Here is a 20713-nt window from a genome sequence, read left to right on the forward strand (position 1 = left end):
ACCCAAGTGACGCGCCTTGCGGATCGACACAGAACAGGGCGATGACGCCCTTCCGGTGGTCCGCTTCGAAGGCGTGTCGATGCGGTACGGGCGAGCGCCCGAAACCCTAAGGGACATAAGCTTTTCCCTGGATCAGGGCTCGTTCCATTTCCTGACCGGCGCCTCGGGCGCGGGCAAGAGTTCGCTGCTCAAGCTGATCTATCTGGCCCACCGTGCGTCACGGGGTCGCGTCGAGCTTTTCGGGCGCGATGTCAGCCTGACCCACACTTCGGACCTGCCGTTCCTGCGCCGTAGGATCGGGGTTGTTTTCCAGGAATTCCGGTTGCTGGAGCATCTTTCGGTGTTCGATAACGCCGCCCTGCCCCTGCGCATTCTCAAGAGAAAGCCCGCCACCTATCGCGAGGACGTCGCCGAGCTGCTCAGCTGGGTCGGCCTGGGCGATCGCATGCACGCCCTGCCCGCCACCCTGTCGGGCGGCGAGAAGCAGCGCCTGGCCATCGCCCGCGCCGTGGTCGACCGTCCCGACGTGCTGCTGGCCGACGAGCCGACGGGCAATGTCGACCCGGCCATGTCGCTGCGCTTGCTGCGGCTGTTCGTCGAACTGAACCGCCTGGGCACCACCGTCCTGATCGCCACGCACGACGAGGACCTGGTGGCCCGCGCCGCGCGTCCGACCTTGCACCTGGACCAAGGCCGGCTGGTCAGCGCGGGAGGACGGGGATGAGTGAATTCTTCCAGGTCGCCCGCTGGAAACCCGGCCCGCTGCTGCCGCCGCGCGACAGCCGCGACGGAGCGCTCGTCTTCGTGGTCGCCGTCCTGTGCTTCCTGGCCTGCCTGACCGGCTTCGCGGCCTTGGCCGCCAACCGCGCCGCCCACGGCTGGACCAGCCAGCTCACCGGCTCGGCCACCGTCGTGGTCCGCGCCCGCGCCAACGAGACGCCCGACAGCGCCGCCGCTCGCGCCGCCGAGGCCCTGGCCGGCATCAAGGGCGTGGTCGAGGCCCAGGCCCTGACCCGCGAGAAGGCCGAGGCCCTGCTCGAGCCGTGGATCGGCAAGGAAGCCCTGGTCGACGACCTGCCGACCCCGCGCCTTGTCACCCTGGACCTGGATCCCAAGGTCCCGCCAACCGCCGAGACGCTGGACCGCGCCCTCAAGGTCGCCGGGGTCGACGCCACGGTGGACGACCATAGCCGCTGGATCGCCGATATCGAGCGCGCCGCCAACCTGGCGCGCCTGGCGGCCCTGGGCGTCTTCGCCCTGATCGCCGCGGCGACGGCGGCCGTCATCGCCTTCGCCACCCGCGCGGGCCTGGCCGCTCGCCGCGACGTGATCGAGGTGCTGCACTTCTCCGGGGCCGAGCAGGGCTTCATTACCGGTCTGTTCCAGAACCGTTTCGCGACCATGGGCGCGCTGGCGGGCTTGCTGGGGGGCGCGAGCGCGGCCATCATCGGCGCTGTCGCGCGCTATTTCGGCGGCGGCGCGGGGGTTGCGCCGGTTCTGCCGTTGGCCTGGATCGATCTGTTGGCCGCCCTGCCCGCGCCGGTGGTGGCGGCCCTGATCGCCGGCCTCTCGGCCCGTCTGGCGGCGTCGCGCATCGTGGGGGAGATGCCGTGAAGACCTTGGCCGCGCTGTTTATCGCGCTGATGATCTGGGGCCTTGGGCTCCTGGCCTTCACCGGCCGCGTGGACCAGTCGACCCCCGCGCCCGAACCGCCCACCGCCGACGGCGTCGTGGTGCTGACCGGCGCCTCGAACCTCCGCCTGGAAGCCGCCACCCGCCTCCTGGAAGAGGGCAAGGGCAAGCGCCTGCTGATCTCCGGCGTCAACCGCGAGGCCACTCGCGCCGACGTCCAGACGGTGACCAAGGCCGTCAAGCCGATCTACGACTGCTGTGTCGACCTGGGCTTCACCGCCGCCAACACCGTGGGCAACGCGCTGGAAACGGCCGAATGGGCCAAGTCCAAGGGCTATAAGAGCCTGATCGTTGTGACGGCCGACTACCACATGCCGCGCTCGATGCTGGAGCTCAGCGCCGCCATGCCAGGCGTCACGCTGTCGCCCTACCCGGTCAAGACCGACCTGAACGCCCATCGCTGGTGGAAGACCAGCATCAGCGCCCGGCGGATGATCGTGGAATACTGCAAGTACCTGGCGATCCTGGGCCGCGAAGCGTTCCTAGGGCTGGGTCCTAAGGAGAAAGCCGCCCCGGCGGCGAAGGAAGCGTCTTGATCTATCTGCGTTCGTTGCTGTTCCAGCTGTTCTTCTGGCTGTGGTCGATCGGGACGGCGGTCCTGATGATCGCCACCTATCCCCTGCCGCGACGCGTCAACACCTGGGCGCTAAGCACCTGGGCCAAGGGCCTGATCTGGGGCCTGCGCTGGCTGGCCGACGTCAAGGTCGAGGTGCGCGGCGAGCGCCCGACCGGAAACGCCCTGGTCGCGCCCAAGCACCAGTCGATGTTCGACGTCTTCAGCCAGTTCGCCCTGCTGCCCGACGCCTGCTTCGTGATGAAGAAGGAACTGCTGATGGTGCCGCTGTTCGGCTGGCACGGCCTGAAGGCGGGCATGCTGGTCGTCGACCGCGCCGGCCACTCGACGGCGCTCAAGAAGCTGGTCCGCGACGCCATCGAGCGCATGAAAGAGACCCGCCAGATCGTGATCTTCCCCGAAGGCACGCGCGGCGTTCCCGGTCAGTCCGGCGACTACAAGCCTGGCATCGCCGCGCTTTATCGCGAGCTGGAAATGCCCGTCACGCCACTGGCGCTGAACTGCGGCAGCCACTGGAACAAGGGCTTCCTCATCAAGCCCGGCACGATCGTCTTCGAATATCTCGACCCGATCCCCGCCGGCCTGAAGCGCGGCGAGTTCATGCGCGAGCTGCAGACCCGGATCGACACGGCGACCAAGGCGCTCGAGGACTCCGGCGTCTAGCTCGGCTCGGTCGCCTCGACCATCTTCAGGAGCTTCTCCATCGCGTAGTCGCGCACCCCGTCCTCGCGCAGGTGCAGGACGAGGTCGGTCAGGTACTCGATGTTGCGGCCCGACAGCCCCCGGGCGCCGGCGATCAGTTGGGCCTGCTGCTCAAGGGTCAGGTTCCCGGCCCACTGGCTGTGCTTCATGTCGGAGAGGAAGACGAGGGCCGGCACTTTGCCGGCGCCGTCGATCTTCACCTCGCGCCAGGTCTCGAAATAGGTCTCGGTCGGCTGCTCGCGTTCGCGAAGGTAGGCGTAGACTTCTTCCCACTCGGCGGCCGCCACGCGATAGGCCATGCCGCGCACGGCGCCGCCGGGCGCCAGGCCCAAGACGAGACCGGGGCGTTCGTAGGTGCCGCGATGATGCACCGAATAGATGCAGAAGGCGCGTCGCCGACCGTGGAGCACGGCCGTTCTTCGGTCTATGAACGGGAACCCGGGACGCCACATGAGCGATCCGTATCCGAACACCCAGCGATCTTCACTGTCGCCTGCCAAACTCATTCCCGATCCCGACTGGACACGCCCCATTCATGACCCATACCGACGCCGCCCCATCCCGCAAAGCCCCCCAGAAGGCTCGGCGCGGCCGTCTGTTCACGCCTTTCATCCTCGCCGCCCTCGTCGCGGGCGGTTGGAGCTACGGTTGGTTCTGGCTGCGTGGCCAGGCCGAGCAGCGGATGGACGCCCAGGCGGCCGACCTGAAGTCGCGCGGCTATGACCTGTCATGGAGCGCTCGCGCCTTCCACGGCTTTCCGTTCCGGATGAATGTCGACCTGGCCAACGCCCGCGTCGCCGAGCCCACGGGCTGGGCCGTTCGCGCTCCGGTGCTGAAGGGCGAGGCCGAGATCTTCAACCTGACCCACTGGGTCCTCGTCGCGCCGCGAGGCGTGGTCATGACTCGTCCCGAGGCCGGCGACGTGACCATCACCGGCGAGGCGCTGCGGGCCAGCATCTCGCATGTCACCGAATATCCGCCCCGCGTCTCGGTCGAGGGGGCCAAGCTGGCCTTCGCCCCCGCGCCCGGCGCCGAACCATTCCAGCTGGTCTCGGCCGACAGGATGCAGTTGCATCTGCGCGGCGGCCCCGAGGACCAGGGCGCGATCTTCTTCAAGGCCGACGGCGCCAAGACCGCCTTCACCGGCCTGCTGGGCCGCCTGGCCCAGGACAAGACCGCCTCGCTGCTGCTGGAAACCCGCCTGTCGCACGTCTCGTACCTGCGGGGCCGCAACTGGGAAGCCGCCGTCAAGCGCTGGAGCGAGGCCGGGGGCCAGATCAGCGTGCGGCAGAGCCAGCTGCTGGCCGGCGACGCCGAGGGCAAGGCCAAGTCCGGCGTGCTGTCGGTCGACGACAAGGGCCGCGTGACCGGCTCGCTCAATGTAGCGATCAAGGAGCGGGCCGATCTTTCCCAGCCGATCAGGACGCCCGAGCAGGCCCTGGCGGCCGCCGCCCAGGCCGTCGGCCAGGAACCGGTGATCGAGGCGGATCTCAAATTCGACAACGGCCGCACGTATCTGGGCGTCATCGACACGGGACCCGCGCCGACCGTCTATTGATCGACCATGGATTGCTTGAAACGCAATTTTCTTCCCGTGAAAGCTGGCTATTGCGTGTTTGGCGGCAAAGACTATGGTCCCGCCTCCAATTTCGGGGAAGAACATGGGCAGCGACGCGACGGTGGCCACGCCGTCTCTCGAAGAGGTCCGATGGCGGCTCGACGCCATCGACACTGAACTCCTGAAGCTGCTGGACGAGCGCGCCGGCCTGGCCAGCGCTGTCGCGGCCGCGAAGCGCGCCTCCGGCGACAGCGGCTTTGGCCTGCGCCCCGGCCGCGAGGCCCAGATCGTCCGCAAACTGTTGGCCGCGCCACGCACCGGCGCCGGCGACGCCCTGATCATCCGCATCTGGCGCGAAATCATGGCCGACAACCTGGCGCGCCAGGGCCCCTATCACCTGGGCGTCTTCGGGGGCCGCGAGGCCGCCCGCACCGTCGAGCTCACCCGCCTGCGCTTCGGCACGGCGCCGCGCCTGTCGATCCTGCCCACCGCCCAGGACGCCCTGGCCATCGCCCGCGCGCCCTGGGGTGTCGGCGTCCTGCCGCTGGCCGCCGACACGCCCTGGTGGGGCCGTCTGCTGGCCGAGCCGAAGCTGAAGGTGTTCGCCGCCCTGCCCTGCCTGGCGACCTGGGGCCCTCAGGCGGCGCTGGCCGTGGCGGAGGTCGAGGTCGAGCCCACCGGCGGCGACCAGACCTTCTGGGTCACCGACTCGCCCAAGAGCGCCCAGGCCATCGTCGAGGCCCTGAGCCAGACCGACGTCGCCGCCGAACTGATCGCCGACGCCGGCGGCCTGAAGCTGTTTTCCCTGTCGGGCTTCTTCCAGCCCCAGGACGAGCGTCTGGTCCGCGCCCCCGGCGACCTTACCGGCGTCATCGGGGCTGCGCCCGAACAGTTCGACGTGTAAGAGACGCCCGTCCCTAAGCTGGATGTCTCTAGACTGAGTAACCCGATGACCGACCGCTTCGCCGCGCCCCGTCCTGTCCCGAAATCCGGCATCATGGACATCCATGCCTATGTCGGCGGCAAGTCGAAGATCGAAGGCGTCGCCCATCCGGTGAAGCTGTCGAGCAACGAGAACATCCTGGGTAGCAGCGACAAGGCCAAGGACGCCTATCGCAACGCCGTCGACCGGATGCACATCTATCCGGACGGCAAGGCCGGCATCCTGCGCGCCGCCGTGGCCGAACGCTTCAAGCTGGAGCCCGAGCGCCTGACGTTCGGCGACGGCAGCGACGAGATCTTCGCCCTGCTGTGCCAGGTCTATCTGGAGCCCGGCGACAACATCGTCCAGGGCGAGCACGGCTTCGCCGCCTACGCCATCGGGGCCCGCGCCTGCCAGGCCGAGGTGCGGATGGCCAAGGAGATCAACCACCGCATCGACATCGACGAGACGGTCAAGTGCGTCGACGAACGCACGCGCCTCGTGTTCATCGCCAATCCGGCCAATCCGACCGGCACCTGGCTGACGGGCGAGGAGATCCGCGCCCTGCACGCGGCCCTGCCGCCGTCGGTGGTCCTGGTGCTGGACGGCGCCTATGCCGAGTTCTGCGGCGATCCGCGCTTCGAGGACGGCCTCGATCTGGCCCGCTCCGCCGAGAACGTGATCGTCACCCGCACCTTCTCGAAGCTGCATGGTTTGGCCGCCCTGCGCGTGGGCTGGGGCTATGCGCCCGAGCACATCATCGCGCCGATCGAGCGTATCCGTCCGCCGTTCAACACCTCGATCCCCGGCCAGGAAGCCGCCGTCGCGGCTCTGTTCGACGACGACTTCCAGGCCCGCTCGCTGGCCCTGGTCGAGCAATGGCGGCCGTGGCTGGCCCAGCAGCTGGGCGGTCTGGGCCTCGAGGTCACGCCATCGGCGGCCAACTTCGTGCTGGCCACCTTCCCGCGGACGCCGGGCAAGACCGCTCGCGAGGCCGAGGCCTTCCTGGCGTCGCGGGGCTACCTGGTCCGCGCCGTGGGCAACTACAACCTGCCTGACGCGATCCGGATCACCATCGGCCTGGAAGAGCAGAACCGCGCCGTCGTGGACCTGCTGGCCGAGTTCATGGGGCGCTAGATGTCGACGCCCGGTCTCCTCTACCCCAAGCTCACCGTCATCGGTTGCGGCCTGATCGGCGGGTCGGTGATCCGCGCGGCGCGTGAGCACGGCGTCGTCGGCGAGGTCACCGTGGCCGACGCCAGCGAGGCCAACCGCGCCCGCGTCGTCGCGCTGGGCATCGCCGAGCACGTCACCGGCGACATCGCGCAAGCGGTCAAGGACGCCGACCTGGTGGTCATCGCCACCCCGGTGCTGTCGATCCCCGAACTGGCCGCCGTGGTGATCCCCGCCATGAAGGCCGGCGCCACCCTGACCGATGTCGGCTCGACCAAGGCCAATGTCGCCGAGGCCTTCCGCGCCCAGGACCTGTCGAAGATTTACGCCATCCCCGGCCACCCGATCGCCGGCACCGAGCAGTCGGGCCCCGACTCGGGCTTCGCCGAGCTGTTCGAGAATCGCTGGACGATCCTGACCCCCTTCGAGAGCGACGACGAGCACTACGCCGCCGCCGTCGCCAAGCTGTCGGCCTTCTGGCGCGCCTTCGGGGCCCAGGTCGAGCTGATGGAGGAAAAACACCACGACCTGGTGCTGGCTGTCGTCAGCCACCTGCCCCACCTGATCGCCTACACCATCGTCGGCAGCGCGGCCGACCTGGAGAACGTCACCGAGAACGAGGTCATCAAGTACTCGGCCTCGGGCTTCCGCGACTTCACCCGCATCGCCGCCAGCGACCCGACCATGTGGCGCGATATCTTCGTGGCCAACAAGGACGCGGTGCTGGAGATGCTGGGCCGCTTCACCGAGGACCTCCAGGCCATGAGCCGCGCCATCCGCTGGGGCGACGCCGACACGCTGCACGCCCACTTCACCCGGACGCGGGCGATCCGGCGAGGGATCGTCGCCGCCGGCCAGGAAAGCGCCGAGCCGAACTTCGGACGGGATCGCGGGAAGCACTAACCCCTCATCGTGAGGATGGAACGGCGCGGACCTCTCCACCGGCTTCGCTGGTCCGCTCCTTCAGACGGGGGAGCATCTTCACGCGGCCAGCCGCTGAAGGTGTATGGGGAGGCGACGGAGCGGCCGGGCGAACCCGGAGACCGTAGTGGTTTGTGTGTTTCGGCTCGCTGACCGCTCCGCCAGGCTGTTTTTTCCGTGAGGACGGGAGGCGTGAGCATTGTCTGCTCGGGTCCCCAAGAGCCCCCGGACGGGCGTGGACCAACTGGATCGGCTCAATCCGTCTCCAGCTCGGCGATCCACGATAGGCGGTTTATACGATCACCGCCCTGTCGCTCCGCTGCTCGGCCTTGGCCCCAAACGACCCGTCACTCGCGTGCGATCCTAAAGAGTAAGCCACGCGACCTGGCGAAGCCGCCGGGAACCGCCAGCGGCCCCGCTCAACCTAGCCCCGCCGCCGTTTTGGGCCGGATCCAAACGCCCTCCCCCGCGACGGGGATGGCTATGAGTATGGGGGTGGTTCTGAACGCGGATCATTCAGGGGCGTCTAAAATCGACAAGCGGTTGATTTCGCTGGGTTCGATCTCGCCAGTTCCGAGGATACAGCGCCCTCAATCCCCGTGGTCTCGTGAATCCCTTGTATCTCTCTCACGGAGAAAGGGTTTCAAGAGCGCGCCCAGCCCTTTCCGGCCCTAATCGGGAAATAAGCCCGCAACAATCGAAGCCCATCTCAGCAGTCCAACCCCGGAAGGAAACACCCTCTATGCGCCGCACGCTTCTCGTCGCGCTTGCTTCGCTCACCACGGTCGTCGGCGCCGGCGTGGCCATGGCCCAGGACGGCCCGCCTCCTGGTCCGCGCCAGATGCCGGCTCCGGAAGACATCTTCAAGCGCTGGGACGCCAACAGCGACGGCGTTGTCGACAAGGCCGAATGGACCGGCGCCGGCCGTCCCGAAGACCGCTTCGCCATGATCGACGCCGACAAGGACGGCAAGGTCACCCTGGACGAAATGAAGGCCGCTTTCGAGAAGATGCGCCAGCGTCGCGCCCAGCAGGGCGATGGCCCGCCTGCCGGCCCGCCGCCGGAAGGCCCGCCGCCGCAGAACTAGGCGCTATCCACAGCGCCGCCACGAACGCCGCCCGACACCCCTCGGGCGGCGTTTCGCGTTTCTGGGGGCCAGTATCGAGATACCGGTAACAAAGATGATGACAACGCTGTCTAGGATCCGTTAGCGTCACCGCCAAGGCGCGCTGCCCAATGGGGTTTCAAGACGCGCCACGGAGGAAGCGTTGATGATCCGTCTGGCCGCCCTGTCGTTCGCCTCGTTGCTTGTGCTGGCTGGGGCCGCCCGCGCCGAGGACGCGGTCCAGCCCATCCGCCTGAACCAGACCGGCCTCGAGGCCAACGGCCCCAAGCGCGCCGTGCTGGCCGATGCTTCCAAGAGCCCGCTGGACTGGACGCTGCTGGACGCGTCGGGCGCGGCGGTCGCCCAAGGCAAGACCAAGGTGTTCGGCGACGACCCCGCCTCGGGCGAGCACGTCCACCAGATCGACTTCTCGGCCTTCCGCGAAACCGGCGACGGCTACCGGCTGAAGGTCGGCGCGGCGCGGAGCCGGCCCTTCGCCCTGCGCGCCAAACCCGACGGCGAGCTGACCAAGGCCGCCCTGTCGTTCTTTTACCAGCAGCGCGCCAGCGTCCCGATCGAGGCCCGTTTCGTCGAGCGCCCGGACCTGGCCCGCCCGGCCGGCCACGCGCCGGACAAGGCGACCTGCTTCGACCTCGCCGACGAGCGCGGCCAAGTCTGGCCGGGCTGCGACTACACCCTGGACGCCAGCGACGGCTGGTACGACGCCGGCGACCACGGCAAGTACGTCGTCAACGGCGGCATCTCGGTCTGGACCCTGGTCAACGCCTATGAACGCACCGCCGTCCTGAAGCGCCCCGGCGCGCTGAAGGCCCTGAGCGACGGCTCCCAGGCCCTGCCGGAGAACGCCAACGGCGTGCCGGACATCCTCGACGAGGCCCGCTTCGAGCTCTCCTTCCTGCTGGCCATGCAGGTCCCGGACGGCAAGACGCAGCGGGTCCCGGTCGGCAATCAGCAACCCTCCGACGGCAAGCTGAAGCTGACCGCCATCGACGCCTCGGGCATGGCCCACCAGAAGATCGCCGACCGTTACTGGACCGGCCTGCCGACCGCCCCGGCCGACGACAAGCAGGTGCGGTATCTCTACTATCCGACGACGGCCGCGACCCTGAACCTGGCCGCCGTCGCCGCCCAGGCCGCCCGGGTGTGGAAGACGATCGACCCAGCCTTCTCGGCCCAGTGCCTGGACGCCGCCCGCCGCGCCTTCGCCGCCGCCCGCCGCCATCCCGACATCTATCAGCTGGGTCCGTTCACCGGCTCGGGCGGCTATGGCGACGGCGACCTGACGGACGAGTTTTACTGGGCCGCCGCCGAACTCTACGCCACCACCGGCGACGCCGAGGTCGAGAAGGCGCTGCGCGCCTCGCCGCTGTTCCTGGCCTCCCCGACCCAAGGGACGACCCAGGGGGCGCGGCCGACCGGCGACATCAGCTGGGGCTCGGTCGGGGCGCTCGGAACGATCACCCTGGCCCTCGCGCCCAACGGCCTGAAGCCGGCCGAGATCGCCCAGGCCCGCGCCAACCTGACGACCAGCGCCGGCAAGTACCTGGCCGACGACATTGGCCAAGGCTACGCCCTGCCCTACGCCGCCCCGGGCTATCCGTGGGGCTCGAACAGCTCGGTGCTGAACCGCGCCGTGGTGCTGGGCCTGGCCTACGACTTCACGGGCGAGGTGGCCTATCGCCACGGCGCGGTCGACGCCATGGACTATGTCCTGGGCCGCAATCCGCTGGACCGCTCATACGTCACGGGCTTCGGCGCTCGGGCGATGCGCAATCCGCACCACCGCTTCTGGGCCAAGCAGGCCGACCCGGCCTATCCCGCCCCTCCGGCCGGCGTCCTGTCAGGCGGTCCCAACTCGACGAACATGGGCGACGACGTGGCCAAGGACATGAAGGGTCGGTGTAAGCCCCAGACCTGCTGGACCGACGACTACCGCGCCTTCACCCAGAACGAGGTGGCGATCAACTGGAACGCGCCGCTGGTCTGGGCCTCGGTGTTCCTGGACGACACCTCGCGCTAGGTCAGGGCTCGCTAGCGCCGAACGAAGGACCGCGGCTCAGGGTCCCGATCCCGCGCCCAGGCATAGGCGCCGACGCTGGCGACCCCGCCCACGGCGATGGCCAAGGCCGCGCCGGCCGCGACCCAGTTGGGACCCAGGCTCCAGCGCCGCGCGGGCGGCGCGCGGCCGGGCTGGTCCTCGAAGATCCAGCGATAGCCGATCGCCGGCACCGTCTCGATGAAGCGCGGCGCGCGATCGTCGTCGCCCAAGGCCTTGCGCAGGTCGGCCACCGCGCGGTTCAGCGCGCCATGCGAGCCCTCGTGGCGGCTCCAGAGCGTCTCGATCAGGTGGTCGCGCGACGCCGTCAGGCCGGGTCGCTCGGCCAGGGCCAGCAGCAGGTCGAGGACGCGCGGCTCCAGTTCAACGGCCCCATTGGGGGCCTGGACGCGGCGGCTTTCGATGTCGATGACGATGTCACCGAACGCCATGCGAGGGTTTTCCGTCAGAACTTGCACGCGACGATCGACTCCCTTCGGGTTCGGGCCGGCATGTAGGAAACAATGTGGGGCGCAATTAGGTCCGAAGCCTTCGCCAAGCTTCCTGGACTTGAGTACGGGGGCGAGCCGGGCTAAACGGAGCGTCCCTTTGGCGGGCGTAGTTCAGAGGTAGAACGTCAGCTTCCCAAGCTGAATGTCGGGGGTTCGATTCCCCCCGCCCGCTCCAAGGCTCCCCACATCGCGTCGACGGTCGCTTCCGTTGACCTCTGGCGGCTTCGAGCGCACGATCGCTTCAAACAGACGTTTGGGGAGAACCGTGATGGCCGACGGCGAAGATCATCCGCGCGCCCAAGAAACCCGGGCAAAGTTCCACGCGATGACCGACGGCACGCCCGAGGACTGGGGCATCATCGCCAGCGCGTCGGTCGAGTTCGGGCGCGAGCTGCCCACCCGGCTGATCGCGCACCTGAACCTCTTGAAGGGCGACTGCGGCGGCTTCGCCATCGACCGGCTGGACCACAGCCTGCAGACCGCCACCCGCGCCCACCAGGCCGGCGAGGATGAAGAGTATGTCGTCTGCGCCCTGCTGCACGACATCGGCGACATCCTGGGTCCGCGCAATCACGCCGACATCGCCGCCGCCATCCTCCAGCCCTTCGTGTCGGAGCGGAACCACTGGATGGTGGCCCACCACGCGATCTTCCAAGGCTATTACTTCTTCCACCACCTGGGCCTGGACCGCGACATGCGCGACCAGTTCCGGGGCCATCCGGACTTCGAGCACACGGCCAAGTTCTGCCATGTGTACGACCAGGAGGCCTTCGACCCGAACTTCAAGTCGATGCCCCTGGAAGCGTTCGAACCCATGCTGCGGCGGGTGATGAGCGTGCCGAAACGTTCGATCTACCTGCGGGCGGCGGCGGAATAGGCCCTACTCCACCCGCTCGGCCTTGACGCTCAGCTTGGCCAGTTGGGCCTGGACGCTGTCGGGGCCCACCAGGTGGCCGGAGCCGACGGCGACGAAGCTGACGCCCGAGCCGGCCAGCTTGGTTTTCAGCTGCTGGGCCCAGTCCTGGTTGCGCTTGACGATCAGCAGCTCATAGAGCTCGGGATAGTCGCTCTTCATCTCCGAGACGAACTCGGCCTCCAGGCTGGCCAGATCGCCGGCGGCCCAGGCGGCGACCATCTTGTCGATCTTGCCCAGGCCCTCGTCGACGTCGTCCAGGGTGGCGCTGAGGAAGTCGACCTCGGTCTTGTCCGGCAGGTCGGCGAAGAAACGGATCTGCTGCTCGGGGGTCTCGAAGGCGTTTTCGGTTTTGCCGGCCGCCTTGATCTCCTTGGCCAGCACGATCTCGACGCCGCTCTGGGGATCGTAGCCGGCCTTGATCACCGGGATCATCGACAGCGACACCGCCGCGAGCCAAGGGCGCATCATGTTCAGCGATTGGGGCGGCACGCCGCCGCCCTGGGCCACCTCGGTGGCGTGCTTGAACTGCTCGGGCGAGATCTTGGACGACAGCGGGTTGGACGGATCCAGGCCGTACTTCAGGATCAGGGGCTGCATCACCGCCGGGTCGTCGGCGCCGATGATCTCCAGGGTCAGGTCGCCACTGGAGGTCAGGGCCTGGTCGATCGTGGCCGAGCGCCACCGGGTGTCGGGCTTCAGCACGTGCACGGTGCCGAAGAGGTAGATGGTCGAGTCGTTGTCCTTGATCGCCCATAGGGCCGGCTCGGCCAGGGCCGAGCCGGCGAAACCCAGGGCCAGGGCCGAAACCAGACCGGTCATGGCGCGGCGCATTTGACGAAGCATGAAGATCCCCGAGTGACTTGCGGTTGAGAATGGGGCGCCCGCGCGGCCGCGCAAGGCGGAATGCCATTTCAGACTCCGGAGGCCTTATTTCAGGAAGGTCTCGACCGCCGCGGCGAAGGCCTGGGGCTGGTCCAGCATGATGAAGTGACGGGCGTCGTCGATCCGCTTCAGCGTCACGCCCGGCAGGGCCGCGTAGGCGTCGGCATAGGTCTTGTCGATCATCGCCGTCGGCGCGCCCATCGCGGGGTCATAGGGATAGAGTAGCGTGGTCGGGGTCTTGATCGCCGGCAGCTCGGCGCGGGCGTCGGTGGTCAGCAGGTCGTACATGGCGCGGGCCACGACCGACTGAGAGGAAGCGACGGACCAGGTCAGGGCGGTCTTCTGGCCTTCCGGCGACTTGATCATGCGCGGTAGGGTCATGGCCTGCTGGCTGGCGAAGGCGTCGGCGCTCATGGCGGCCGTGGCGTCGCGCATGGCGGCGGCCTGGGGCTTCATGCTCTCGGCCGTGGCGGTCGGCGAGAACAGCGCCGCGAAGAACGGCAGGCTGTCGACGATCAGCAGGCGGCTCACGTCCTCGGGGTGGCGGCGGGCCAAAAGCAGACCCGTGAAACCGCCCATCGAATGGCCAATCACGGCCGGCGACTCCAGACGCGCCGCCTTGATATAGGCGTCGACCGCCTCCATCAGCGGCTCGACGACCGGCCCCTCGGCATTGCCGGCGACCGGCGCGCCGGCGAACCCGGCCACCTGCACGACGTGAACACGGTGCGTGGCCGACAACTGCTTGACGGTGGCGTCCCAGACCGCGCCAGACGAGGCCAGGCCCGGGATCAGTACGACGTCGGGCCCCTTGCCCGTGACGGTGACCGTGAAGCGGCTATCGGACTGGGCGGCGGCGTGGGCGTGGTCGCCGCCGAAGACACCGCAGGCGGCCATGATGGCCATCAGCATGATGAAGAAGCGGAAGCGCGGCTTGGGCGTACGCATGGGTCTTTCTCCTTGGATATGGGCGCGCGGAAGGCTTCGGCGCTCGGCGCCGCACGCGGCTTGAAAGGAAAGTCGGAGGAGGCGAGCCGGCCCTAGGGGACGCGGCTCAGAGGTCGTCCTGGAAGATCGCTTCGATCGGCTGTTCGAACAGGCGAGCGATCTTGAAGGCCAGCGGCAGGCTGGGGTCGTACTTGCCGGTCTCCAGCGCGTTGATGGTCTGGCGCGAGACCTGGAGCTTCTCGGCGAGGTCGGCCTGGCTCCAGTCGCGCTCGGCGCGCAGGACCTTCAGGCGGTTCTTCATCGGTACCGCCTCCGGATGATGGGCTGGCTGAAGCCCCAGACCAGGCAGAACAGCGGGAAGGTCAAGAACAGTGGCGGCGTGGGGACGACGCCGGCGTTGCTCAGGAAGCCCCAGACGGTGCTGACGCCCAGAACCACGCCGAGCCCCCACAGCATGGCCTCGACGTGAATCATCCGCTCGAACTCGTCGGGCTCTTCCTTCAGGTAGAGGCCCATGACCACCAGCACGCCCAGGATCGGGATCGCCGGCGCGGCGGCCACGATCCACAGCAGCGGCCCGGCGAGATCGACGCCGCGCAACAACGACAGCGAGCCGATGAGGATGAGGAAATAGGCTATCATCGTGACGGCCAGCCGCCGGCGATAGCGCTTCATGACCGGCCCGATCTGGCCGGCCTTCAGTCGGGACGAACCGGCATAGACATAGGCCATGTAGATCAGAAACCAAACCCCCATCGCGACCAGCATCGCCACCCCCGAGAACGGGCGGGCGAAGGCCAGCCAGAACGGAATGGCCGACAGGGCCGCCGCTCCGGCGAAGAACAGAACCCAGTTGGTCCACTTGGGCTTTGCGTCATCCATGACAAGCACCCCTCTCAATTTGACAAGCAAACTTGTCACATCGGAGCAAGGCAATGTCAAGGAAGGTTGTCATTTTGTCATGCACCATCGACTAAACGACGGAGACACTTGACGTTTTTGGACGGGATCAGGCTGCCTTGCGGCCCAGGAACGGGTCGACGGAGAGCGACTCGCCCGTGACGCCGCGCCAGTGGACGGCCTCCAGACGCTTGAGGGCGCGCCCCAGCATGCCCGGGCGCGGACGGCTGACGGCCTCCCAGCCGTAGCGTGAGAAGCGATCACCGAAGTCGGCCCAGCGGATCACCCGCCCTTCCGAATCTTGGCGCCAGACCGCCTTGTCACAGCCGGGAATACGCGCACACCGCTCCCAGGCCTCGACGCGGCCTTGCAGGATCAGGAACGGGTCTTGAACAGTGCGGGCCAAAGGGGCCTCCGTGGACTTTCCGCATCCTCCGCGTCGAAGCGTGACTGAGTCGCGCCCCGAGAGGACAAGGGCTAGAATTTGTGTATTCGCACCCACTGTCCACCAGATGTGGTGCGGCGGGTTGCCGCGCGACAGGCGCTGCGACAGCTCATTGGATCCTCCGGACGGCATAGCCCCGGGCCTTCATCAGGGCCGGAAGGCCCTCCCCGCCCGCCATGTGCAAGGCCCCGACGACGACAAGGTCCGTCCCCCCGCCCTGCCGCATCTCGGCGTCCAGCCGGTCGGCCCAGGCCAGGTTGCGGCGCAGCAGCAAGGCGTCGTAGAGCGCCGGACGGTCGGCCTTCATCCGGTCGACCAGGCGCGTCCCCAGCCGCCCCATGTCGCCGCCCAGCCAGGCGCGCTCCAAGGCCACGCCGTCGCGCGGCGGCGTCAGTTGCTCGCGGGCGACGTCGTCGAGGTAGTCGAGCTCGGCCTGTTCGGGCAGGTCGGCGAAGATGCGCAGCTGCTGCTCGAAGGTCTCGAAGGTGGCGATCGGCTTGTCGGTGTTCTTCGCGCGCTGCGTGGTGGCCGAGTCGACGCCGCTGGCGACCGCCCCGCCCTCGCGGGTCATCGGCGCGACCGACAGCATCATCGCCGCCGCCCACGGCCGCAGGCGCTCGACGCGCTCCAGCGGCACGCCGCCGCGATCCAGCACCGGCCGCAAGGTGGCCAGGGCCGTCGGCGACAGCTTCTGGGTCAGGGAGCGATCGGTGTCGACGCCGTAGCGGTCGAGCAGGACCTTCACCTCGCTGGGGGCCAAGTCGGCGCGGGTCTCGAACCAGACGCGATCGGCGACGGCGTAGGCGTGCTCGAAGGCCCGGGTGCGCCAGCGCACGTCCGGACGCAGCACGTGCATCGAGCCGAACAGGTAAACGACGGAGTCCTTGTCGCGGACTTCCCACATCGCCGGCGCGGCGTTGGCTGCGCCAACACCCGCCATCCAGACAAGGCCCGCCGCGAGCGCCCCGCGCGACAGACGTCTCAATACGCCACTGAACATCTCTTCAAGGCCCGACCGAAACTAGGCCCCGAGATAAGCGCGAGACTGGTCAGCCGTTAGTGAACGGCCGCCGCGACATAACGACTCAGAGCGTGGCCGATCAGCTCCAGGCTTTGAAATGCTTGGACAACTTCAGGCCCTGGCGCTGGTAGTGCGAGCCGCCTTCGCCGTACAGCCGCACCGGCCGCGAGGTCAGCGGTTCATAGACCAGCCGCGCCACGGTCTGGCCGTCTTCCAGCAGGAACGGCGTCTCGTGGCTGCGAACCTCCAGCACGCCCTTGGAGCCGACGGCGGCGGCCTCCTCGGTGCCGAAGCCCGGGTCGAAGAAGCCGGCATAGTGGACGCGGAACTCGCCGACCGACGGATCGATCGGAGTCATCTCGGCCGCTTCCAGCACCGGGATCTCGATGTCGTCCTTGGAGGCCAGGATGTAGAACTCGCCCGGGTCCAGCAGCAGTTCGCCGTGGCGGGCCTCCAGCGGCTCCCAGTAGTCGCGCGGGTCGTGGCCGTCCTCGTGGTCCAGGTCGACGACGCCGGCATGGCGCCGGCCGCGGAAGCCGACGACGCCGTTGTCGGACACCAGGTCGACGCCGACGCTGCGGGTGGCCAGCTTGGCCGGCTCGCCGCGCTTGAGGCGCAGCTGGTTCAGGCGGGTGCCGGCGCGCACCAGCACAGAGAAGGTCTGCGGCGCGATCTCGATATAGAGCGGACCGGTATAGCCGGCGTCGACGTCGTCGAAGGCGCGAGAATGGTCGGTCAGCAGGCGCACGAAGACGTCCACCCGGCCGGTCGAGCTCTTGGGATTGCCCCGCGCCGAGATCGTCATCGGCAGGGCCAGGCGCTCCTGGATCTCGGCGATATAGACGCAGCCCTTCTCCAGCACCGCGCCCTTGGTCAAATCGAGCTCGTGCATGGCCACGTCACGCAGGCGGTCGGGCACCTTGCGATGCAGGCCGGGCAGGAACGAGGCGCGGATCCGCCAGGCGCGCGCGCCCAGGCGCAGGTCCAGACTGGCTGGCTGCACCTGGTCGACGTCGAACGGCGTGGCCGCGGTGATGGCCTCTTCGGCGATCAGGTCTTCGATGTTCTGGCAGGGCAGAATCCCTGCGGCGTGGGCGTCGGTCATTGGCGCGACACTCGCGAAACCTCGCCGCAAAGGCAAGGCGAGAGCTGAATTTGCTCGCCTGTGACAATACGCTTTTCGCCCGTGACAATTCTCCGGTCGCGGATGGGGCGTTGACGCTTGACCAAGACCCCCTCGCCGCTCCTTATGCCGGCGGTTTTACGCGTAAGAGAGGCAAGGCCCGTGGCCGAGGATCCAAAAGACTGGGACGTCGCGACGAAGCTCATTCGTGGGGGGATCGCGCGCTCGCAGTTCATGGAGACCGCCGAGGCGCTCTATCTGACGCAAGGCTTCACCTACGACAGCGCCGAGGGCGCCGACCGCCGCTTCGCCGGCGAGGACCCGGGTTTCGTCTATTCGCGGTTCAACAATCCGACCGTGAAGATGTTCGAGGACCGTCTGGCTCTGCTGGAAGGCGCCGAGGTGTGCCGCGCCCAGGCGACGGGCATGGCCTCGATTCACGCCGCCCTGATGGGCCTGGTCCGCGCCGGCGACCACGTGGTGGCCGGCCGCGCGCTGTTCGGCTCGTGCCGCTGGATCGTCAGCGAATGGCTGCCGCGCTTCGGCGTCGAGACCACGTTCGTCGACGCGACCGATCCCAAGGCCTGGGAAGCGGCGATGCGCCCCAACACCAAGGCGGTGCTGATCGAGACGCCCTCGAATCCCGTGCTGGAAATCACCGACATCCGCGCCGTCTGCGAGATGGCCCACGCGGTCGGCGCCAAGGTGATCGTCGACAACGTCTTCGCCACCCCGATCTTCCAGAAGCCGCTGGAGCTGGGCGCCGACATCGTCGTCTATTCCGCCACCAAGCACATCGACGGCCAGGGCCGCGTGCTGGGCGGCGCGATCCTGACCAGCGAGGCGATCAACGAGGAGTTCTACCGCGACATGCTGCGCCACACCGGCCCGTCGCTGTCGCCGTTCAACGCCTGGGTCATGGTCAAGGGCCTCGAGACCCTGGACCTGCGCGTCCGCCGCCAGACCGACAGCGCCTTCGCCCTGGCCAACACCATCGCCGAGCACAAGAAGGTCCAGAAGGTGCTCTACCCCTTCCGCCCCGACCATCCGGGCCACAACGTCGCCAAGTCGCAGATGACCGGCGGCGGCACCGTGATCGCTCTGGACCTGGGTTCGCGCGAAGCGGCCTTCAAGTTCCTGAACGCCCTGGAGATCGTCGACATCTCCAACAATCTGGGCGACGCGAAATCCATGGCGACCCATCCGCCGACCACCACGCACCGCTCGGTGCCCGAGGAGCAACGCCCGATGCTGGGCGTTACCGAGGGCGGCGTGCGCCTGTCGGTGGGCCTGGAAAGCGTCGAAGACCTCAAGCGGGATGTGATCCGTGCGCTCGATCAGGCGTGAAACCTCTCCGCCCATGCAGCGGATGCGGCGTCGTCGCGGCCAGGATGGCGCGGCCTATGAAGCACGGACGCGCGACATCGTCGTGCGCGTCTTTCCGACCTACGCGGCCGAGGAATCCTCGCCCGAGCAGGGTCTCTATCTGTGGTCCTACACGGTCGAGATCGAGAACCATGGCCAGGAGACGGTGACCCTGGTGTCGCGCCGCTGGACGATCATCGACGCCTTCAACCGCGTGAACGACGTCGAGGGCTCGGGCGTGGTCGGCGAACAGCCGGAGCTGAAGCCCCGCGAGGCCTTCCGCTATGTCTCCAACTGCCCCCTGCCCACGCCTTCGGGCGCGATGAAGGGCAGCTATGCGATGGTCACCGACGAAGGCGAAGTGTTCGACGTCGAGATCCCTGAGTTCTCGCTGCATCTGCCCGGCGCGGCGTCCAAGCTGAACTAGGCGCCCGCCCAGGCCTCCCCTCCTGACGACCGATCACACTCTGCGAACGGCGATCCGGTCGCGGTGAAATTCGCGCGCCCCGTGTTTTCGCGAGCACGCTCGAAAATGCAACCATAAGGTAAATCAATACCGGATACGAACACCGGTTGTTTTCTATAACTTTCGCCTGGGATGGGCGCGGCTCGGTTCGGCCTCGTCCCTTTGAGTGGCAGAGTAATGGAGTCCAGGGGGGATCGGCTTAGCCACGCCATCAAGGGTCGCGGCATCTCCAAGATGATGGCCCTGGCGCTGGACCTAGACGTGCACGAAAGCGCCATCAGCCGTTGGCGCAAAGGCGGCCCCATGTCCCTGGAGAACGCCGCGCGCATCTCCGAGGTGCTCGACATCTCGCTGGACTGGCTGGTGCTGGGTCGCGGCGACATGGACGGCCACACGACCGAAAGCCTGGTCTCCGAAGAATTCGAACTCGTCCAGATCGTCCGCAAGCTGCGGCGCACCGCCCGGGTCCACCTGCTGGCCCTGCTGGACGACGTGACCCAGACACCCTGAGCAGGACCGCCTTGAGCCCAGCGCAAGTTTTGACGCGCTCGTTTGCTCGCAGCGCAAGCCGCCAGATCTATTTATCTCCGCAAGACAAATCTAGGTTTTGGACATCGGCGAAGAGCACAGATCAAAACAAAGAAACAACATTCTCTTCAGATTGACGGTGTTCCTCGCCGAGCACATCGACCTCAAAACCAGGAACATCGATCATGGCGCAATACAACATCAAGATCCTGAACAATTCCGGCGTGGACAAGAACTACTTCGCCTTCATGCAAGTGCCGGATGTCAGTACGGGCGGCTCCGCGCCGAAGGTCTACAGCAACGTCTGGGTCTCGTTCCCCGGGATCACCCAGGGCAGCTGGGACACGGCGCAATATACCGACGCCACCTATGCCTGCTGGTCGCAGCCGGCCGCGGCCCTGAGCCCGACCACGATCATCGACTCCGGCGGCACCATCCCGGTCAACACCGCCACGACCGACACCGTCCTGTTCAGCAACGCCCCCGGCGCTCGCGGCTTCAGCCAGGTGAACAGCCCCGGCTCCGCCAGCCCTGGCTGCTTCTCGATCGTCTCGTCGACCGACTTCAATCCGAACAACCACTTCGTGTTCGGCCTGGCCCGTGACAACGGCTCGGCCATTCCGTCGCCGGTGGCCACCTTCGACGCCCTGCCGAACGAGATCTACAACATCGCCCCGGTGATCAAGTTCTATGTCGGCGACGGCAACTACCAGGCCGGCCAGGTGATCGACGTCACGACGATCTCCAACGAGTACGCCACCATCGACTTCACCAACCAGGCCAGCACCACCGCCACCGTGATCCAAGGCATCAACGGCGCCTTCACCGTGTCGTTCTGACGGCCCGGCGTCGGCGCGGCCCCACCACGCGTCGACGCCCCGCCGAGGGCGGGCGAGCCGCCTCC

Annotated in this window: 24 protein-coding genes and 1 tRNA gene; 16 read left to right on the forward strand and 9 right to left on the reverse strand. The window is 67.8% G+C overall.

Features of this window, described 5'->3' with window-relative positions; translation table 11 throughout:
• Nucleotides 1–16: 16 nt before the first annotated feature.
• The 4 genes from ftsE to ACW173_RS23700 are packed head-to-tail and all read left to right on the forward strand — an operon-like array spanning nt 17 to nt 2929.
• Nucleotides 17–724 (forward strand): cell division ATP-binding protein FtsE, encoded by a 708-nt coding sequence (ftsE, locus tag ACW173_RS23685; RefSeq protein WP_492082583.1) that lies wholly within the window; start codon nt 17–19, stop codon nt 722–724.
• Complete coding sequence (locus ACW173_RS23690; RefSeq protein WP_492082584.1) at nt 721–1614, forward strand: cell division protein FtsX; 894 nt, start codon at nt 721–723, stop codon at nt 1612–1614. Before ftsE ends, ACW173_RS23690 begins: the two co-directional genes overlap by 4 nt.
• Complete coding sequence (locus ACW173_RS23695; protein WP_492082586.1) at nt 1611–2228, forward strand: YdcF family protein; 618 nt, start codon at nt 1611–1613, stop codon at nt 2226–2228. Before ACW173_RS23690 ends, ACW173_RS23695 begins: the two co-directional genes overlap by 4 nt.
• Nucleotides 2225–2929: a lysophospholipid acyltransferase family protein gene (locus ACW173_RS23700; protein WP_492082587.1), complete on the forward strand. Its 705-nt coding sequence runs from the start codon at nt 2225–2227 to the stop codon at nt 2927–2929. The genes ACW173_RS23695 and ACW173_RS23700 overlap by 4 nt, the downstream gene beginning before the upstream one ends.
• Here ACW173_RS23700 and ACW173_RS23705 read toward each other — a convergent pair.
• Complete coding sequence (locus ACW173_RS23705; RefSeq protein WP_492082588.1) at nt 2926–3474, reverse strand: gamma-glutamylcyclotransferase; 549 nt, start codon at nt 3472–3474, stop codon at nt 2926–2928. The genes ACW173_RS23700 and ACW173_RS23705 overlap by 4 nt on opposite strands.
• 29 nt (nt 3475–3503) lie before the next feature.
• Here ACW173_RS23705 and ACW173_RS23710 point away from each other — a divergent pair, with 29 nt between their 5' ends.
• The 6 genes from ACW173_RS23710 to ACW173_RS23735 all read left to right on the forward strand — a co-directional run bounded on the left by ACW173_RS23710 (nt 3504) and on the right by ACW173_RS23735 (nt 10688).
• A complete protein-coding gene (locus ACW173_RS23710; RefSeq protein WP_492082590.1) occupies nt 3504–4526 on the forward strand; it encodes a DUF2125 domain-containing protein in 1023 nt (340 codons plus the stop codon).
• Between the two features lie 103 nt (nt 4527–4629).
• Entirely contained in the window at nt 4630–5430 is an 801-nt protein-coding gene (locus ACW173_RS23715) for a chorismate mutase (RefSeq protein ID WP_492082591.1), read from the forward strand.
• A gap of 45 nt (nt 5431–5475) precedes the next feature.
• On the forward strand, nt 5476–6585 hold the full coding sequence (gene hisC / locus ACW173_RS23720) for a histidinol-phosphate transaminase (protein ID WP_492082593.1): 1110 nt from the start codon (nt 5476–5478) through the stop codon (nt 6583–6585).
• Nucleotides 6586–7524: a prephenate/arogenate dehydrogenase family protein gene (locus tag ACW173_RS23725; RefSeq protein ID WP_492082594.1), complete on the forward strand. Its 939-nt coding sequence runs from the start codon at nt 6586–6588 to the stop codon at nt 7522–7524.
• A gap of 760 nt (nt 7525–8284) precedes the next feature.
• Nucleotides 8285–8629 (forward strand): EF-hand domain-containing protein, encoded by a 345-nt coding sequence (locus ACW173_RS23730; RefSeq protein WP_492082596.1) that lies wholly within the window; start codon nt 8285–8287, stop codon nt 8627–8629.
• 184 nt (nt 8630–8813) lie between these two features.
• Nucleotides 8814–10688, forward strand: a complete 1875-nt coding sequence (locus ACW173_RS23735) for a glycoside hydrolase family 9 protein (protein ID WP_492082598.1) — start codon at nt 8814–8816, stop codon at nt 10686–10688.
• Between the two features lie 11 nt (nt 10689–10699).
• On the opposite strand, the gene ACW173_RS23740 is transcribed toward ACW173_RS23735, so the two are convergent.
• On the reverse strand, nt 10700–11155 hold the full coding sequence (locus tag ACW173_RS23740; RefSeq protein ID WP_492082600.1) for a winged helix-turn-helix domain-containing protein: 456 nt from the start codon (nt 11153–11155) through the stop codon (nt 10700–10702).
• A gap of 160 nt (nt 11156–11315) precedes the next feature.
• Between ACW173_RS23740 and ACW173_RS23745 the strand changes: the two genes are divergently transcribed.
• Both ACW173_RS23745 and ACW173_RS23750 read left to right on the forward strand, forming a co-directional pair.
• Nucleotides 11316–11390, forward strand: a tRNA-Gly gene (locus ACW173_RS23745).
• A 93-nt stretch (nt 11391–11483) separates the two neighbouring features.
• Nucleotides 11484–12092, forward strand: a complete 609-nt coding sequence (locus tag ACW173_RS23750) for an HD domain-containing protein (RefSeq protein WP_492082601.1) — start codon at nt 11484–11486, stop codon at nt 12090–12092.
• A gap of 3 nt (nt 12093–12095) precedes the next feature.
• Here ACW173_RS23750 and ACW173_RS23755 read toward each other — a convergent pair whose 3' ends face one another.
• The 7 genes from ACW173_RS23755 to ACW173_RS23785 all read right to left on the reverse strand — a co-directional run bounded on the left by ACW173_RS23755 (nt 12096) and on the right by ACW173_RS23785 (nt 17432).
• Nucleotides 12096–12974, reverse strand: coding sequence for a TraB/GumN family protein (locus tag ACW173_RS23755; protein WP_492082603.1), 879 nt, complete (start codon nt 12972–12974; stop codon nt 12096–12098).
• Nucleotides 12975–13058: 84 nt separating this feature from the next.
• Nucleotides 13059–13961, reverse strand: coding sequence for an alpha/beta fold hydrolase (locus tag ACW173_RS23760; protein ID WP_492082605.1), 903 nt, complete (start codon nt 13959–13961; stop codon nt 13059–13061).
• A 106-nt stretch (nt 13962–14067) separates the two neighbouring features.
• Nucleotides 14068–14262 carry a helix-turn-helix transcriptional regulator gene (locus ACW173_RS23765; RefSeq protein WP_099576561.1) on the reverse strand — a complete coding sequence of 65 codons (195 nt, stop codon included), beginning with the start codon at nt 14260–14262 and terminating at the stop codon, nt 14068–14070.
• Nucleotides 14259–14843 (reverse strand): hypothetical protein, encoded by a 585-nt coding sequence (locus ACW173_RS23770; protein ID WP_492082607.1) that lies wholly within the window; start codon nt 14841–14843, stop codon nt 14259–14261. The genes ACW173_RS23765 and ACW173_RS23770 overlap by 4 nt, the downstream gene beginning before the upstream one ends.
• A gap of 127 nt (nt 14844–14970) precedes the next feature.
• Nucleotides 14971–15267 carry a hypothetical protein gene (locus tag ACW173_RS23775; RefSeq protein ID WP_492082608.1) on the reverse strand — a complete coding sequence of 99 codons (297 nt, stop codon included), beginning with the start codon at nt 15265–15267 and terminating at the stop codon, nt 14971–14973.
• 148 nt (nt 15268–15415) lie between these two features.
• Nucleotides 15416–16291, reverse strand: coding sequence for a TraB/GumN family protein (locus tag ACW173_RS23780; protein ID WP_492082610.1), 876 nt, complete (start codon nt 16289–16291; stop codon nt 15416–15418).
• 115 nt (nt 16292–16406) lie between these two features.
• Nucleotides 16407–17432 (reverse strand): 2'-deoxycytidine 5'-triphosphate deaminase, encoded by a 1026-nt coding sequence (locus ACW173_RS23785; RefSeq protein WP_492082611.1) that lies wholly within the window; start codon nt 17430–17432, stop codon nt 16407–16409.
• A 180-nt stretch (nt 17433–17612) separates the two neighbouring features.
• Between ACW173_RS23785 and metZ the strand changes: the two genes are divergently transcribed.
• The 4 genes from metZ to ACW173_RS23805 all read left to right on the forward strand — a co-directional run bounded on the left by metZ (nt 17613) and on the right by ACW173_RS23805 (nt 20648).
• The gene (gene metZ, locus ACW173_RS23790) at nt 17613–18797 is read left to right on the forward strand and encodes an O-succinylhomoserine sulfhydrylase (protein WP_492082613.1); all 1185 of its coding nucleotides are present in this window, start codon (nt 17613–17615) and stop codon (nt 18795–18797) included.
• The gene (apaG, locus tag ACW173_RS23795) at nt 18778–19242 is read left to right on the forward strand and encodes a Co2+/Mg2+ efflux protein ApaG (RefSeq protein ID WP_492082614.1); all 465 of its coding nucleotides are present in this window, start codon (nt 18778–18780) and stop codon (nt 19240–19242) included. Before metZ ends, apaG begins: the two co-directional genes overlap by 20 nt.
• Nucleotides 19243–19458: 216 nt before the next feature.
• A complete protein-coding gene (locus tag ACW173_RS23800; protein WP_492082616.1) occupies nt 19459–19791 on the forward strand; it encodes a helix-turn-helix domain-containing protein in 333 nt (110 codons plus the stop codon).
• A 203-nt stretch (nt 19792–19994) separates the two neighbouring features.
• Nucleotides 19995–20648, forward strand: a complete 654-nt coding sequence (locus ACW173_RS23805) for a hypothetical protein (protein ID WP_492082617.1) — start codon at nt 19995–19997, stop codon at nt 20646–20648.
• Nucleotides 20649–20713: the final 65 nt, after the last annotated feature.

It is taken from the genome of Caulobacter sp. ALps2, from assembly GCF_058681635.1.

Coding starts and splice junctions, on each gene's coding strand:
- ACW173_RS23690 (WP_492082584.1), top strand. CDS start 721: ATGAGTGAATTCTTCCAGGTCGCCCGCTGGAAACCCGGCCCGCTGCTG.
- ACW173_RS23705 (WP_492082588.1), bottom strand. CDS start 3,474: ATGAGTTTGGCAGGCGACAGTGAAGATCGCTGGGTGTTCGGATACGGA.
- ACW173_RS23710 (WP_492082590.1), top strand. CDS start 3,504: ATGACCCATACCGACGCCGCCCCATCCCGCAAAGCCCCCCAGAAGGCT.
- ACW173_RS23715 (WP_492082591.1), top strand. CDS start 4,630: ATGGGCAGCGACGCGACGGTGGCCACGCCGTCTCTCGAAGAGGTCCGA.
- hisC (WP_492082593.1), top strand. CDS start 5,476: ATGACCGACCGCTTCGCCGCGCCCCGTCCTGTCCCGAAATCCGGCATC.
- ACW173_RS23725 (WP_492082594.1), top strand. CDS start 6,586: ATGTCGACGCCCGGTCTCCTCTACCCCAAGCTCACCGTCATCGGTTGC.
- ACW173_RS23730 (WP_492082596.1), top strand. CDS start 8,285: ATGCGCCGCACGCTTCTCGTCGCGCTTGCTTCGCTCACCACGGTCGTC.
- ACW173_RS23735 (WP_492082598.1), top strand. CDS start 8,814: ATGATCCGTCTGGCCGCCCTGTCGTTCGCCTCGTTGCTTGTGCTGGCT.
- ACW173_RS23740 (WP_492082600.1), bottom strand. CDS start 11,155: ATGGCGTTCGGTGACATCGTCATCGACATCGAAAGCCGCCGCGTCCAG.
- ACW173_RS23750 (WP_492082601.1), top strand. CDS start 11,484: ATGGCCGACGGCGAAGATCATCCGCGCGCCCAAGAAACCCGGGCAAAG.
- ACW173_RS23755 (WP_492082603.1), bottom strand. CDS start 12,974: ATGCTTCGTCAAATGCGCCGCGCCATGACCGGTCTGGTTTCGGCCCTG.
- ACW173_RS23760 (WP_492082605.1), bottom strand. CDS start 13,961: ATGCGTACGCCCAAGCCGCGCTTCCGCTTCTTCATCATGCTGATGGCC.
- ACW173_RS23765 (WP_099576561.1), bottom strand. CDS start 14,262: ATGAAGAACCGCCTGAAGGTCCTGCGCGCCGAGCGCGACTGGAGCCAG.
- ACW173_RS23770 (WP_492082607.1), bottom strand. CDS start 14,843: ATGGATGACGCAAAGCCCAAGTGGACCAACTGGGTTCTGTTCTTCGCC.
- ACW173_RS23785 (WP_492082611.1), bottom strand. CDS start 17,432: ATGACCGACGCCCACGCCGCAGGGATTCTGCCCTGCCAGAACATCGAA.
- ACW173_RS23800 (WP_492082616.1), top strand. CDS start 19,459: ATGGAGTCCAGGGGGGATCGGCTTAGCCACGCCATCAAGGGTCGCGGC.
- ACW173_RS23805 (WP_492082617.1), top strand. CDS start 19,995: ATGGCGCAATACAACATCAAGATCCTGAACAATTCCGGCGTGGACAAG.